We start from the raw sequence: 11835 nt of genomic DNA, 5'->3' as shown, positions 1-11835 counted from the left end.
GCGACGTTAGAGTTGCCTTTACCTCCACCGCGCGCCAATTTGGACAAAATGCACGCCGAAATTGCCAAATGCCATCTCTAAGTGTCTCCATCCTGCTTTCCGAAGCTTTTTCGAACATCGTGCTCGCCTGCCTGCTGGAACCGCTGCGGGTGGTCCGTGACAGCTTGGACGCGGATATCACCTGGTCGATCCTCACCCACGACGACGCGGCAGTGGCGAGTTCCAGCGGAATTCGGGTCGAACCGGATACGTTGCAGCGCTATGCGCAGAAGAGCGACCTGGTGCTGGTGATCGGCGGCGATCAATTCCGCGAAGAGGTCGCAAAGGGTTCAATACGAAACAGCTTGCGGATCGCACGGCGGTCTGGAGTGGTGATCGGGGCCGACACCGGGGCTTGGCTATTGGCATCCTGCGGCTTGCTGGACGGGCGGCGGGCCACCATTCATTGGCAATTGCATTCCGAGTTCGCCGAGACCTTTTTGAATACGCACACCACCAACGAGCGTTTTGTACGCGACGGGCGCTTCTGGACCTGCGGCAGTGCCGCGACAGCGCTGGACTTGATCCTGTTGTTCATTGACGAAAACTTCGGCCCCGCAGTTGCGCTTGATGTATCGACAATGTTCCTGCATGACACGCCACCGCAGGCGGACCCCGCAAGAAATTTTCCAACGCTTGGCGGTCGCGGGTCCGGGCAGTTGCGGAAAGTGCTGACCTTGATGGCGGACGCGATTGAAACCCCGCTGCCCTTGTCGGAACTCGCGCGCCGGTCCAATCTGTCAGAGCGAAACCTGTCGCGCTTGTTCGTGAAGGAACTTGGTGTCCCTCCTGGGCGTTACTACCAAACATTGCGTCTGGCCCGTGCCCGTGAACTGGCAACACATTCCGGAGTTGGAATCGAGGAAATCGCCCTGCGCTGTGGTTTTTCAACCGCATCCGGGCTGCGCAAGGCATACAGAAAGCAATACGGGACGGTTCTGCGACCTCGCAGATTGGCACAGCGAGCAATCACTGCAATTCGTACCGAAGACCTTTCGGGGCTGGGTATCAAGTCTTGAACCAGTGAACGACCGTCGTTCGCCGTGTTTTCCAGATGCCGCGACAGCAATCCCGGAAGTATGAATTTGCTGCGAAAGACTGGACAGTACGTCGCGCCGACCTCCATCTGGTCGCTGATCGTGAACATGCGGCGCATGGCCGGTTTGGTGAAGCCGCATTGCGGCAACAGTTGACATGTTCAACGGCAGGTCAGGGCCGTACTCGACAAGACATCGTAAGACCTTCGCACCTCGCCGCGAACCAGTTTTTTTGGGCAAACATTGAAGGACCAGTCTGCCGCGGCGCAAAGTGTCTGCAACCCCCGAAAAGTACTACGATAACTCCGCTTGGATTCCATATGAGGCGAATCTACATTGTTCGCACATTGCCGACCGGTGTCTATGCAAGTGCGGAATCATGGCCGTTGTTGGCCTCATCCGCGAACAAGTCGGCTGACATCAGCTCTTCCATGCACAAGCTGACAAACTGGGCGCGGCCGTGTGTGCCTGACTTGGTATAGATGCTGGTGGCTTGCGCGCGCACGGTGCCGGGCGCGGTGTTCCTGACATTTGCGATGGCCTCGTTTTCGATGCCCTTGAGGATCATGATTGCGACGTCTCGCTCCGCGGGAGTCAGGTTCCAGTCTTCAAAGAAACCCTCCATCACCTCGGCCATTTGCCCGCCGCCGCCGAGGTCGACGATAACGTCACCGATGACGAACAGCGCGCACAGAGCTTGCAGAATGATGATGCCGGCAAGCACCGTCGCGCGTCGTTCCTTTGCTTTGGCCGTCTGCTCTCGACGATTCACTCCACCTTGGTTCCCAGAGGAATACGCTTGCGTCCATTTACCATTGCACGCACCAGATTGATACCTGAACGCCAAGCATCAAATCCCACGCCCGCAACATGCAACCCGACTGACAGGAGCAGCCAGTAGAACGCCAATTCGTGGGCTTCCGCCACCCAGCCAATGCCAAGGAACCGGAGCGTCGTCATCATGTAACCGGTTACGCCAAGAGCGATCACGGTGAGCCAGAGGTTGTAGACCATGAGCGCACCCAACGGGTTGTGCGACAGTTGGACGGTGTGGTCACCGCGCAAAACCCTCCGCACATGGCTGACTGCCCGCATAGGGCTGGGCGGGAAGGCCGAGAACCGTGCGTTCCTCGATCCGATGCCCCCCCAAAGAAGGCGAATGGCAACAAGCCCCAGCGCGGCATAACCAACCCATTCGTGCAGTTTGCTTTCGTCGTCGGTGATTGCGCCGTTCACAAGGATCGTGAGGGCAAGGGACCAGTGGATCAGCCGGACAAGCGGGTCCCACACGAGGGTGTCGCGGGCGCCGTCGCGCCCGCTGGTCTGATTTTCTGCTACCGACATCGTCCGCTCACTTCATCTCGAGCTTCGTGACCTTGCCGGTCTTGGGGTCCACATAGACTTCGCCCCTGGTCTTGTCCTTGACGAAATAGACCTCGATCTTGCCGTCTTCCATTTCGGCGTTGCGAACCTCGTAGCCCATATTTGTCAGGCTGGTGGTCACTTCTTCCATCGTGGTGCCGAGCATCGTGTCCATGCCCAGGTCTTCCGCAAATGCGGGATTGGCCAGGGCGACAAGCGTTGTCAGAGCAAGAGTGCGCATCGCATTTTCCTCGTTTCAGATTTCTCAATGGCGGCAACGGCAGTTGTCGCGGTGCACCGACCTGAGCGTTCTGACCCTGTTTCACCATTGGCGAATGGCTTATTCAGCCTCGATTAAGCGCTTGCTTAAAACAAGAGAGCGCCAATGAGAGAATTATGGGGTGACGGCGACCGAACCGATCGGACAGGCTACAGGATCGAAATTGCGTTCACAGGTGTCGATTTCACTATTGGCGATGCTGCCCGCCGGTGGATTCTAAGAAAAAACTGCGACGCTCCAAATCTCGTCGCCGGAGCCATCAGAAACACATTCACCATCGACCCTGACCATTCCAGTGATCACGAAAACACGCGTCACGACGAACGAATGGCCGATCTGACGGCCAGGCTGCGGTAGATGCCGACGCCGTGGAAGTCCGCTCTGGGGTCCAACGCATCACAATAAGCGGCGAAAAATACCCACCGACAACGGGCCTTTCGATTAAGCTTTTGGGGGTGGTGATCCGTTCTTCCGTGAAAAGGACAGTCAGCCCAACTGGGCGGCCACGTTCCCTATCACTTGACCGTGAAGTCCTGATCGCGGTCTTTCGTCCAACCCTGCAACTCCGCAAACTGCGGGCAGTCGCAAAGGGAGGATGTCATGACCCGATTGACCACGCTATTTGCCCTGACAATTCTGGCCTCACAATCGCTTCCGGCGGATGCACAAGAGCCGCCGATGGGGTTCTTCGTAACCTCGGTCGGGCTGGGCGACGGCGGAAATCTTGGAGGGCTCGAGGGCGCGGACGCCCATTGCCAGAGCCTCGCCGAAGCCGCCGGCGCAGGCGATCGCGAATGGCGCGCCTACCTGTCTACGCAGGAAGAGGGCAAGCGCGGCATCTCGGCGCGGGAAAGGATCGGCACGGGCCCGTGGTACAACGCCATTGGCGAACTCATCGCCGTCGACCTCGATCAGCTTCACATCAACCCCAACATCTTCCTGCGCACCGCGCTGGACGAAAACGGCAACCGGATCATGGGGCGCTATGACGAGCGCAACGAGCACGACATCCTGACAGGGACACAGGAGGACGGCACCGCCTATTTCCCCTGGCAGGAAGGCGACAAGACCTGCTCGAACTGGACCTCGAACGGCGAGGGTGCGGCGACTGTGGGCCACCATGACCGGCATGGCGGCGGAAACACCTCATGGAATGCGGCACACCAATCGCGCGGATGCAGTGCGGACAACCTGCGCTCGACCGGTGGAAACGGCTATTTCTACTGCTTCGCGGCGGATTAGAACGGCCCGCTTGCGCCCCCGCGCTCACGAAACCTTGAGCGCGGTTTGCCCCGCTCAGGGCCGCGCCGCACTCGGAAAATTTCGAATCGTGCTACATTCAGGCTCTGTCGCTGCTGGGCTGGCCGGATCGGCCCAGCGACAGCAAGTTCCGTAGGAGAACTCCACATGCCTACCGTTCTATTGACCCGCCGCTCGCTCATCGTCAACGGATGCGCCGCCATGGCCGCCGTCGTGTCTGTGCCCATTGTCCCCGCCCAGGCTCAGGGCCTGGCACCGACGCCCACGATGCGCGGTGGGGCCAACAACTATCTTCCCGGCGCACCCATCGTGAACCGGATCGGCGTTGGCGGCTTCTGGATGACCGGCACGGTGCGCCGCGCCGGCGATGGCGCCCCGCTGGCCGGGCAGCGCATCCAGATCTGGGCCCACACCACCGAAGGGCATGAACGCGATCCGCACAGCCACGGCGCCACGCTCACCGACGCGAATGGCGAATTCCGTCTCGAAATGCCTCAGATCGTGCCTGCCTTCGGCCAGCCGCACGGCCACCTCGCCTATGACAGTGGTGAGTTCGAACCCGTTTTTCTGCGTCCCGTCATGCCAAGCGCCAAGGACACCAGCCTCAGCGCGCATTTCGTGCTTCAGCCCGTCTGAACCGGGTGGGCCGCCGCGGGATGACGCTGCTCCGCGCAGCCCTGATCTGGTCCGCCCTGGCGATTGCCGTCGTCGTGCCGCTCGCCGCCGCACTGAACAGCCCGCTGCTCGCCTGGCGCCAACCCGTCTATATCGCCGCCGGGTTGGCGGGGGTCGTCGCAATGGCGCTGCTGCTGGTGCAGCCACTGCTTGCGGGCAACTACCTGCCGGGCCTGTCGCTTGCGCGCAGCCGGCGTGTGCATCGCTGGACCGGCGGGTTTCTTGTCGCCGCGATCGTCGCCCATGTCGCCGGCCTTTGGGTCACCAGCCCACCGGACGTTGTCGACGCCCTTCTGTTCGCATCGCCGACACCGTTTTCGGCATGGGGTGTGATCTCGATGTGGGCGGTTTTTGCCGCCGCGCTGATGGCCGCTTTGCGCAAACGGATGCGGCTGCGTCCTCGCACATGGCGTCTCGGCCACACGACCCTTGTGACAATCGCCGCCGTCAGCAGCATCGTCCACGCCATGTTGATCGAAGGCACGATGGAAGTGGTGTCCAAACTTGGCCTCTGCGCGCTGGTCCTGGCGACCTTGGTGAAGGCGGTGATCGACCGGCGGGTGTGGAAGACCCGAAGATGAACCGAAACTCGGAGGCGACGCCAGATAACGCAAGTACGGTTGTCTGCGCGAGCGCGCAATGATCAGGGGCACGGGGGTCATTGCCGACACCCCAAAGGGACATAGCCGGCATCGGTGGAAGGCCCAAAAGGGGTCATAGTATGACACCTTTGACCCAAAGCATCGCCAATAACGGAAATCGTACCACGCCCTGAAATACGATAGATATCATTGCTTTTCAGAGCGATAATGGCGGAGAGACAGGGATTCGAACCCTGGGTGGACTTGCGCCCACAACGGTTTTCGAGACCGCCCCGTTCGACCACTCCGGCACCTCTCCGCGGGGGTCTGTGAGGGGGGGATTTAGTGGTGAACGCCGGGCGGTGCAAGCAGAAATTTCCGGAAATTCGCCATTCCCGGATTTTCCGTTGCCTGCCGCCGGAAATCACCTAGGCTGGATGTCATGATGCACGTTTCTCTCCGCTTCCTTGTTCTGATCCTTGCTCCGGTGTTGGCCCTGGCGGTCGCGACGGCACCGATTTCGGCTGCCGAACGGAGCCGGATCGAAGCCTTTCTGAAAACCACCGGGTTCGATGTCGCGCTCGACAGCATCGCGCTTGCGTCATCCTCGGCGCCCGGGATGCTGGGGATCGATCCCGGCGATTTCGGATCCGACTGGACGCGCCTGACCGACGAAGTCTTCGACACCGAAGAGATGCATGAGCTGGCCGTGTCCATCCTCGAACAGACACTGAGCGACGAGGCGCTTGAACACGCGGTGGACTTCTATGCCTCGGACCTGGGGCAGAGGCTGGTGGAGGCGGAAAACGCTTCACACATGGTCGAGGACGACGACGCCAAGCAGTTGGAGGGGCAGGAAATCGTTGCGGGCCTGGTCAGGGACGGGTCACCGCGGGTGGAAAGCCTTAAGCGGATGAACCGCGCGATCGACGCCAGCGGCATCGCTCTGAAGGCCCTTCAGGAGATCCAGATCCGCTTCCTGCTGGCCGCAAGCGGGGCAGGGGTGATCGACCTTGAGATGAGCGCGGACGAATTGCGCGAAATGATGCGGCACAACGAAGGCTCGATGCGAAACGCGCTGCAGATGTCCGCGCTGGCCGGGGCCGCCTACACCTACAAGGACTTCTCGGACGCGGACGTCACGGCTTATGCCGAGGCGTTGGAGCAGCCATTGATGCAGGAGGTCTATGAACTGTTGAACGCGGTCCAGTACGAGATCATGGCCGGGCGTTTTGAGGTTCTGGCGGCGCGGATGGCCGAACTGCATCCGGCCCAGGATATCTGATGCGGCTCGGCGCCTTTCTTGTCGGGGTCTCGCTTGTCTGGTCGGCGCCCCTGGCCGCGGACGAGGCAGTGGACCGGCTTGCAAGCGCCATGCGCATTGACGAGGTGGTGGGCATACTTCGTGAAGAGGGGTTGAGCTATGCGCGCGATCTCGACCAGGACATGCTGGGCGGAAGTGGCGGTTCGTTTTTCGAAAGCCAGGTCGAAATCATCTACGCAACCGAGGCGATGAAGGCCGATCTCCGAAACGCGCTGGACGTGGGGCTGACGCCGGGCCAGATCGAACAGGCGGCGCTGTTCTTTGAAAGCGATCTGGGGCAGATGATCATCGCGCTGGAGAACTCGGCTCGCCGGGCCTTTTCCGACGATGCGGTCGAAGAGATGGCCAAGGCCAACTACGCGGCGGTGGATCGCAATTCGGCCCTGTTTCTGCTGGTCGACGAGTATGTGCAGATCAACGACCTGGTGGAGCAGAACCTGAACGGCACGTTGAGCGCAGATTTCAACTTTCTTCGGGGCGTCGCTGATGGGCAGGATGTTTTCAGCGACGACGCGGCCTTGCTGTCGACGCTTCTGACGCGCAAGGACGAGACACGGAAGGAAACCGAGGACTGGCTGTATGGTTTTCTTCTGATGGCCTACCAGCCGCTGAGCGAGGCGCAGTTGCGGGAAAACATCGCCTTTTCCAGAACCGAAGCGGGAAAGGCCCTGAACACGGCCTTGTTCGAGGGGTTCGACCGGATGTATGACCGCATCTCCTTCGAACTCGGGTTTGCGGTCGGCGGCGCCATGACGGCATCGGACCTGTGATCGCCGATATCTGTTGACATTCCGACGGAATGCTTGGATAAGCGCGCATCCCGGCCGGATATTCCGCGCCGGGTATCGTTATTGTTCGGCCCGCAAGGTTTTCCTGAAGGGTCTCAAATCCGCCCTGAAAGGGCGCGCTGTTCGAGGTGGCATCAAGCCGGCAACGCCCGCAGGACGGGGACCACAGAACGCGGCAATGAAAAGGAATGACGCATGTTTGCGGTCCTCAAGACTGGCGGCAAGCAGTACAAGGTTCAGGCGGGCGATATGCTCCGCGTCGAGAAACTGGCTGCCGACGCAGGTGAAAAAGTTCAATTCAACGACGTTCTGATGCTGGGCGGTGACGCTCCGGTCGTCGGCGCGCCGTTCGTCGCTGGCGCTGCCGTTCAGGCCGAAGTGATCGAACAGGTCAAGGGTGACAAGGTCATCCACTTCGTCAAGCGCCGTCGCAAGCACAGCTCGAAGCGCACCAAGGGCCACCGTCAGAAACTGACCCTGGTCAAGATCACCGACATCCTCACCTCGGGTGCGGACAAGTCGGGCGTCAAGGTCGCAACCGGTTCGGCACCGGCCGGCGTAGCTGCTCCGGCGGCCAAGCCCGCCAAGAAGGCCGAAGCGAAGGCCGCAACACCGGCCGCCGCCGCCGACGATCTGACCCAGATCACCGGTGTCGGTCCCGCCGCAGTCAAGAAACTGGCCGATGCAGGCATCGTGAGCTTCGCCGCTCTGGCTGCCTTGTCGGACGAGCAGATTGCTGCTATCGAGACGATCAAAGTGAAACCCGAATGGGTTGAGCAGGCCAAAGAGCTGGCCAAAGGCTAAGGAGAGAGAGAATGGCACATAAGAAAGCTGGCGGTTCCTCCCGTAACGGCCGCGACTCCGCGGGTCGTCGCCTTGGCGTGAAACTGTACGGCGGCCAGGCCGCTGTTGCAGGCAACATCATCGTGCGTCAGCGCGGCACCAAGTTCTGGCCGGGCGAAGGCGTTGGCATTGGCAAGGATCATACCATCTTTGCTACCGTCGACGGCGCCGTGACCTTCCACAAGGGCCTCAAGGGCCGCACCTTCATTTCGGTTCTGCCAGCGGCGGAGGCCGCAGAGTAAGCCGAGACCCGAAAAGGTTTGGAAAAATTCCAAGGGGACCGGCAGAAAATGCCGGTCCCCTTTCGCTTTTCACCAAGTTTTGAAACGCCGTTGGAATGACCGTTGCCACGACCAGTTTCCTGATCTTTGCCGCTTCGCAGGTCGGCACGCCGGGACCGGCCAACATGGTCCTGTTGGGAACGGGTGCGCGCTATGGGTTCCGGGCGGCTTTGCCCTTTGTGGCGGGCGTGGTGTTGGGCAAGCAGTTGATCATCTGGCCGGTGGGCTTTGGATTGATGCAACTGGCGGAACTGGTGCCTGGGTTTTTCGAAGTTCTCAAATATGTTTCGGCGGCCTACATCTGCTGGCTGGCCTGGAAAATCGCCAACTTGCGTCTTTCGGCGGAAGGGTTCGAAGGCGATGCGCCGGGGTTCTGGGCCGGTTTGGTGGTTCACCCCCTGAATCCGAAGGCCTGGGCGATGATCGTGGCGGGTTTTACCGGGTTTGTGGCTACTGGAACGCCACCATTTGATGCTACACTGACGATCGCTCTCTGTTTGTTGTTCTGTCAATTGCTGCTGCACCCGGTCTGGACATTTGCCGGAGATAGAATTGCCCACGCGGTTGCGGGAAAGGTTGTCGAAAAATATCTGATGTGGACGTTGGCATGTCTTACGGTCGCGTCCGTGTTGTTTGTGTTGTTCGGAGGAGGAGCGCACATATGAAGTTGGAAACAATAACAAATCAGCCGGTCATCGAAACCGAGCGGTTCGACCTGCGGCCGGTGCGCCGGTCGGATATGGGGTTGATCGAGCACTACGCCAGCGACGAGCGTGTTGCCAGGATGACCACGGCGATTCCGCACCCGTTGCCGCCCGGTTCGACCGAGGCATTCGTGATCCGGTCCATGGCCGAGGACCGGGACGAGGATGTTTGGGTCATGGATGCCACCAGGGATGGCGGGCCGGAACTGATCGGGGTGATTTCGCTGAAAAGGCTGGACCGCAACCAGTCCGAAGTCGGGTATTGGGTCGCGCCGATCTATTGGAACACCGGCATCGCCTCGATGGCGGTCGAAGCCCTGGTTCAGGCCAATCCGCAGGACAACACCACCATGTTCGCCAGCGTGTTTCAGGACAACCCGGCCTCGGCCCGGGTATTGACCCATTGCGGATTTCAGTATCTCGGCGATGCCGAAACCTATTCCGTTGCTCGCGACGCTAATGTAGCAACCTGGACATACAGCCGAAAACTCTGACTTGTGGCCGAAGTGGCCTTTGCATAAGGGGACCCCATGAAATTTCTCGATCTTGCAAAGGTCCACATCCGGTCCGGGGCCGGGGGCGGCGGTTGCGTCAGCTTTCGGCGCGAAAAGTTCATTGAATTCGGCGGACCCGACGGGGGCGACGGGGGCAAAGGCGGCTCGGTCTGGGCCGAGGCGGTTGACGGGCTGAACACCCTGATCGATTTCCGCTATCAGCAGCATTTCTTTGCCAAGAACGGGCAACCGGGCCAAGGCCGTCAGCGCACCGGCAAGGATGGCGACGACATCGTGCTTCGGGTTCCGGTGGGGACCGAAATTCTCGACGAGGACGAAGAAACCGTCATAGCGGATCTGACCCAGGTGGGCGAACGGGTGCTGCTGGCGCGAGGCGGCAACGGCGGCTTCGGCAACCTGCACTTCAAATCCGCCACCAACCAGGCTCCGCGCCGGGCGAATCCCGGGCAGGCCAGCGTCGAGCGCACCATCTGGCTGCGCCTCAAGCTGATCGCGGATGTGGGGCTGCTGGGCATGCCCAATGCCGGCAAGTCCACCTTTCTGGCGGCGACATCAAATGCCCGGCCGAAGATCGCGGACTACCCCTTTACCACCCTGCATCCGAACCTTGGCGTCGTCGGGGTGGACAATGTGGAATTCGTCGTGGCCGACATCCCCGGCCTGATCGAAGGCGCCCATGAAGGTCGCGGTATCGGCGACCGTTTCCTGGGCCATGTCGAGCGTTGCGCCGTTCTTCTGCACCTTGTCGATGGGACGTCGGAAACGGTGGCCGAGGATTACCGGACCATCATCCACGAACTCGAAGCCTATGGCGGCGATCTGGCCGGCAAACCGCGGATCACGGTTCTGAACAAGATCGACGCGCTGGATGACGAGGAAATGGAACTTGCCAAGAGCGAGTTGGAGGATGCAGTCGGCGGGCCCGTGATGACCATGTCCGGCGCCTCGCATCAGGGAGTGACCGAGGTCCTGCGCGCCCTGCGCGCCAAGATCGACCAGGATCGCCTGCGCCACAAGCCGGTCGAGGAGGCCCAGCCTTGGCAACCCTGACTTCGGCGCGCAGGCTGGTCGTCAAGATCGGATCGGCGCTTTTGGTGGATCGGCAGACAGGGTTATTGCGATCGGAGTGGCTGCTGTCGCTGGCGCAGGACGTCGCCTGGCTGAAAAAACAGGGCACTTCCGTCATTTTGGTCTCTTCAGGCTCGATCGCGTTGGGGCGTGGGGTGCTGAACCTGCCGTCAACCGCGCTGCCGTTGGAACAGTCGCAGGCGGCCGCAGCGGTCGGCCAGATCCGCCTTGCCCGCGCCTATGAGGAAGTTCTGGCGCCGCACCAGATCACCACCGCGCAGGTTCTGGTCACGCTGGAAGACAGCGAAGACCGCCGGCGTTACCTGAATTCCCGCGCGACGCTGGAAACTCTGCTGAGCCTGGACGTCGTTCCGATTGTCAATGAAAACGACACAGTCGCGACGGATGAAATCCGGTATGGCGACAATGATCGGCTTGCGGCGCAGATCGCTGTGACCGTCGGCGCCGATCAGTTGATCCTGCTTTCGGATGTGGACGGGTTCTATTCAGCCAACCCGAATCACGATGCCGATGCGCGTCGTTTCGACTTCGTCGAACAGATCACCCCCGAGATCGAGGCCATGGCCGGCGACGCCGGGTCGGGTCTGTCAAAGGGGGGCATGAAGACCAAGCTGATGGCGGCCAAGATGGCGACCGCGGCCGGATGCGACATGGCGATCACCGAAGGATCGCCTCTCAATCCTCTGAAAACGCTGGAGAATGGCGCGAACTGCACTTGGTTCACGGCCAAGCTTGACCCGCAGGCGGCCCGCAAACGCTGGATCGCGGCGATGAAGCCGCGCGGCGCGATCGTCGTAGACGACGGAGCGGCAAGGGCGCTTGCGAACGGCAAGAGCCTTCTGCCGGCAGGGATCGTCGAGGTGACCGGCGATTTCGGGCGCGGCGATCCGGTTGCGATCCTCGACCGCAAGTCGCACAGGCTGGGGCAGGGGCTGAGTCGGTACACCGCGCAGGAGGCGGAGGTGATCAAGGGGCGCAAATCCTCGGAAATAGAACCGACATTGGGTTATCCCGGCCGCGCAGCTCTGATACACCGTGACGATATGGCCCTCTGACA

General features: G+C 61.0%; 15 protein-coding genes and 1 tRNA gene. 12 read left to right on the top strand and 4 right to left on the bottom strand.

From position 1 onward, the window contains the following. Positions 1–68: 68 nt before the first annotated feature. Complete coding sequence (locus FGK63_RS05595) at positions 69–1058, top strand: GlxA family transcriptional regulator (protein WP_138840625.1); 990 nt, start codon at positions 69–71, stop codon at positions 1056–1058. A gap of 379 nt (positions 1059–1437) precedes the next feature. On the opposite strand, the gene FGK63_RS05590 is transcribed toward FGK63_RS05595, so the two are convergent. The 3 genes from FGK63_RS05590 to FGK63_RS05580 are packed head-to-tail and all read right to left on the bottom strand — an operon-like array spanning position 1438 to position 2679. Then, a complete protein-coding gene (locus tag FGK63_RS05590; protein ID WP_138840624.1) occupies positions 1438–1848 on the bottom strand; it encodes a helix-turn-helix transcriptional regulator in 411 nt (136 codons plus the stop codon). After that, positions 1845–2420 carry a cytochrome b/b6 domain-containing protein gene (locus FGK63_RS05585; RefSeq protein WP_138840623.1) on the bottom strand — a complete coding sequence of 192 codons (576 nt, stop codon included), beginning with the start codon at positions 2418–2420 and terminating at the stop codon, positions 1845–1847. Before FGK63_RS05585 ends, FGK63_RS05590 begins: the two co-directional genes overlap by 4 nt. A gap of 7 nt (positions 2421–2427) precedes the next feature. Further along, complete coding sequence (locus tag FGK63_RS05580; RefSeq protein ID WP_138840622.1) at positions 2428–2679, bottom strand: PepSY domain-containing protein; 252 nt, start codon at positions 2677–2679, stop codon at positions 2428–2430. A 639-nt stretch (positions 2680–3318) separates the two neighbouring features. Between FGK63_RS05580 and FGK63_RS05570 the strand changes: the two genes are divergently transcribed. From FGK63_RS05570 to FGK63_RS05560, 3 genes are all read left to right on the top strand, one after another. Beyond that, entirely contained in the window at positions 3319–3960 is a 642-nt protein-coding gene (locus FGK63_RS05570; RefSeq protein ID WP_138840620.1) for a hypothetical protein, read from the top strand. Between the two features lie 165 nt (positions 3961–4125). Then, the gene (locus FGK63_RS05565) at positions 4126–4614 is read left to right on the top strand and encodes a peptidase associated/transthyretin-like domain-containing protein (protein WP_138840619.1); all 489 of its coding nucleotides are present in this window, start codon (positions 4126–4128) and stop codon (positions 4612–4614) included. Positions 4615–4634: 20 nt separating this feature from the next. Further along, positions 4635–5234 (top strand): ferric reductase-like transmembrane domain-containing protein, encoded by a 600-nt coding sequence (locus FGK63_RS05560; RefSeq protein WP_138840618.1) that lies wholly within the window; start codon positions 4635–4637, stop codon positions 5232–5234. Between the two features lie 229 nt (positions 5235–5463). Here FGK63_RS05560 and FGK63_RS05555 read toward each other — a convergent pair. After that, a tRNA-Ser gene (locus FGK63_RS05555) sits at positions 5464–5553 on the bottom strand. 126 nt (positions 5554–5679) lie between these two features. On the opposite strand from FGK63_RS05555, the gene FGK63_RS05550 reads away from it, so the two are divergent. The 8 genes from FGK63_RS05550 to proB all read left to right on the top strand — a co-directional run bounded on the left by FGK63_RS05550 (position 5680) and on the right by proB (position 11833). Next, positions 5680–6519, top strand: coding sequence for a DUF2059 domain-containing protein (locus FGK63_RS05550; protein WP_425471834.1), 840 nt, complete (start codon positions 5680–5682; stop codon positions 6517–6519). Next, positions 6519–7328 (top strand): DUF2059 domain-containing protein, encoded by an 810-nt coding sequence (locus FGK63_RS05545; protein ID WP_138840616.1) that lies wholly within the window; start codon positions 6519–6521, stop codon positions 7326–7328. Before FGK63_RS05550 ends, FGK63_RS05545 begins: the two co-directional genes overlap by 1 nt. Before the next feature lie 213 nt (positions 7329–7541). After that, positions 7542–8150, top strand: coding sequence for a 50S ribosomal protein L21 (locus FGK63_RS05540; RefSeq protein ID WP_138840615.1), 609 nt, complete (start codon positions 7542–7544; stop codon positions 8148–8150). 11 nt (positions 8151–8161) lie between these two features. Beyond that, positions 8162–8431: a 50S ribosomal protein L27 gene (rpmA, locus tag FGK63_RS05535; protein WP_138840614.1), complete on the top strand. Its 270-nt coding sequence runs from the start codon at positions 8162–8164 to the stop codon at positions 8429–8431. Between the two features lie 95 nt (positions 8432–8526). Then, complete coding sequence (locus tag FGK63_RS05530) at positions 8527–9135, top strand: LysE family translocator (RefSeq protein ID WP_138840613.1); 609 nt, start codon at positions 8527–8529, stop codon at positions 9133–9135. Beyond that, positions 9132–9668 (top strand): GNAT family N-acetyltransferase, encoded by a 537-nt coding sequence (locus tag FGK63_RS05525; protein WP_138840612.1) that lies wholly within the window; start codon positions 9132–9134, stop codon positions 9666–9668. The genes FGK63_RS05530 and FGK63_RS05525 overlap by 4 nt, the downstream gene beginning before the upstream one ends. 36 nt (positions 9669–9704) lie before the next feature. Then, positions 9705–10739 carry a GTPase ObgE gene (gene obgE, locus FGK63_RS05520; protein ID WP_138840611.1) on the top strand — a complete coding sequence of 345 codons (1035 nt, stop codon included), beginning with the start codon at positions 9705–9707 and terminating at the stop codon, positions 10737–10739. Next, entirely contained in the window at positions 10727–11833 is a 1107-nt protein-coding gene (gene proB, locus FGK63_RS05515; RefSeq protein ID WP_138840610.1) for a glutamate 5-kinase, read from the top strand. Before obgE ends, proB begins: the two co-directional genes overlap by 13 nt. Positions 11834–11835: the final 2 nt, after the last annotated feature.

The sequence above is a fragment of the Ruegeria sediminis genome, from assembly GCF_005938215.1.
Taxonomy (GTDB): Bacteria; Pseudomonadota; Alphaproteobacteria; order Rhodobacterales; family Rhodobacteraceae; genus Ruegeria; species Ruegeria sediminis.
The sequence above is the reverse complement of the archived record's forward strand: the minus strand, read 5'-3'. Positions and strand labels throughout refer to the sequence as shown.

Bases quoted from the DNA above. Each gene is read 5' to 3' on its own strand.
- FGK63_RS05525 (WP_138840612.1), top strand. From the start codon at position 9,132: ATGAAGTTGGAAACAATAACAAATCAGCCGGTCATCGAAACCGAGCGG.
- rpmA (WP_138840614.1), top strand. From the start codon at position 8,162: ATGGCACATAAGAAAGCTGGCGGTTCCTCCCGTAACGGCCGCGACTCC.
- FGK63_RS05595 (WP_138840625.1), top strand. From the start codon at position 69: ATGCCATCTCTAAGTGTCTCCATCCTGCTTTCCGAAGCTTTTTCGAAC.
- FGK63_RS05545 (WP_138840616.1), top strand. From the start codon at position 6,519: ATGCGGCTCGGCGCCTTTCTTGTCGGGGTCTCGCTTGTCTGGTCGGCG.
- FGK63_RS05540 (WP_138840615.1), top strand. From the start codon at position 7,542: ATGTTTGCGGTCCTCAAGACTGGCGGCAAGCAGTACAAGGTTCAGGCG.
- FGK63_RS05550 (WP_425471834.1), top strand. From the start codon at position 5,680: ATGCACGTTTCTCTCCGCTTCCTTGTTCTGATCCTTGCTCCGGTGTTG.
- FGK63_RS05565 (WP_138840619.1), top strand. From the start codon at position 4,126: ATGCCTACCGTTCTATTGACCCGCCGCTCGCTCATCGTCAACGGATGC.
- FGK63_RS05530 (WP_138840613.1), top strand. From the start codon at position 8,527: ATGACCGTTGCCACGACCAGTTTCCTGATCTTTGCCGCTTCGCAGGTC.
- FGK63_RS05560 (WP_138840618.1), top strand. From the start codon at position 4,635: ATGACGCTGCTCCGCGCAGCCCTGATCTGGTCCGCCCTGGCGATTGCC.
- FGK63_RS05585 (WP_138840623.1), bottom strand. From the start codon at position 2,420: ATGTCGGTAGCAGAAAATCAGACCAGCGGGCGCGACGGCGCCCGCGAC.
- FGK63_RS05580 (WP_138840622.1), bottom strand. From the start codon at position 2,679: ATGCGCACTCTTGCTCTGACAACGCTTGTCGCCCTGGCCAATCCCGCA.
- FGK63_RS05570 (WP_138840620.1), top strand. From the start codon at position 3,319: ATGACCCGATTGACCACGCTATTTGCCCTGACAATTCTGGCCTCACAA.
- obgE (WP_138840611.1), top strand. From the start codon at position 9,705: ATGAAATTTCTCGATCTTGCAAAGGTCCACATCCGGTCCGGGGCCGGG.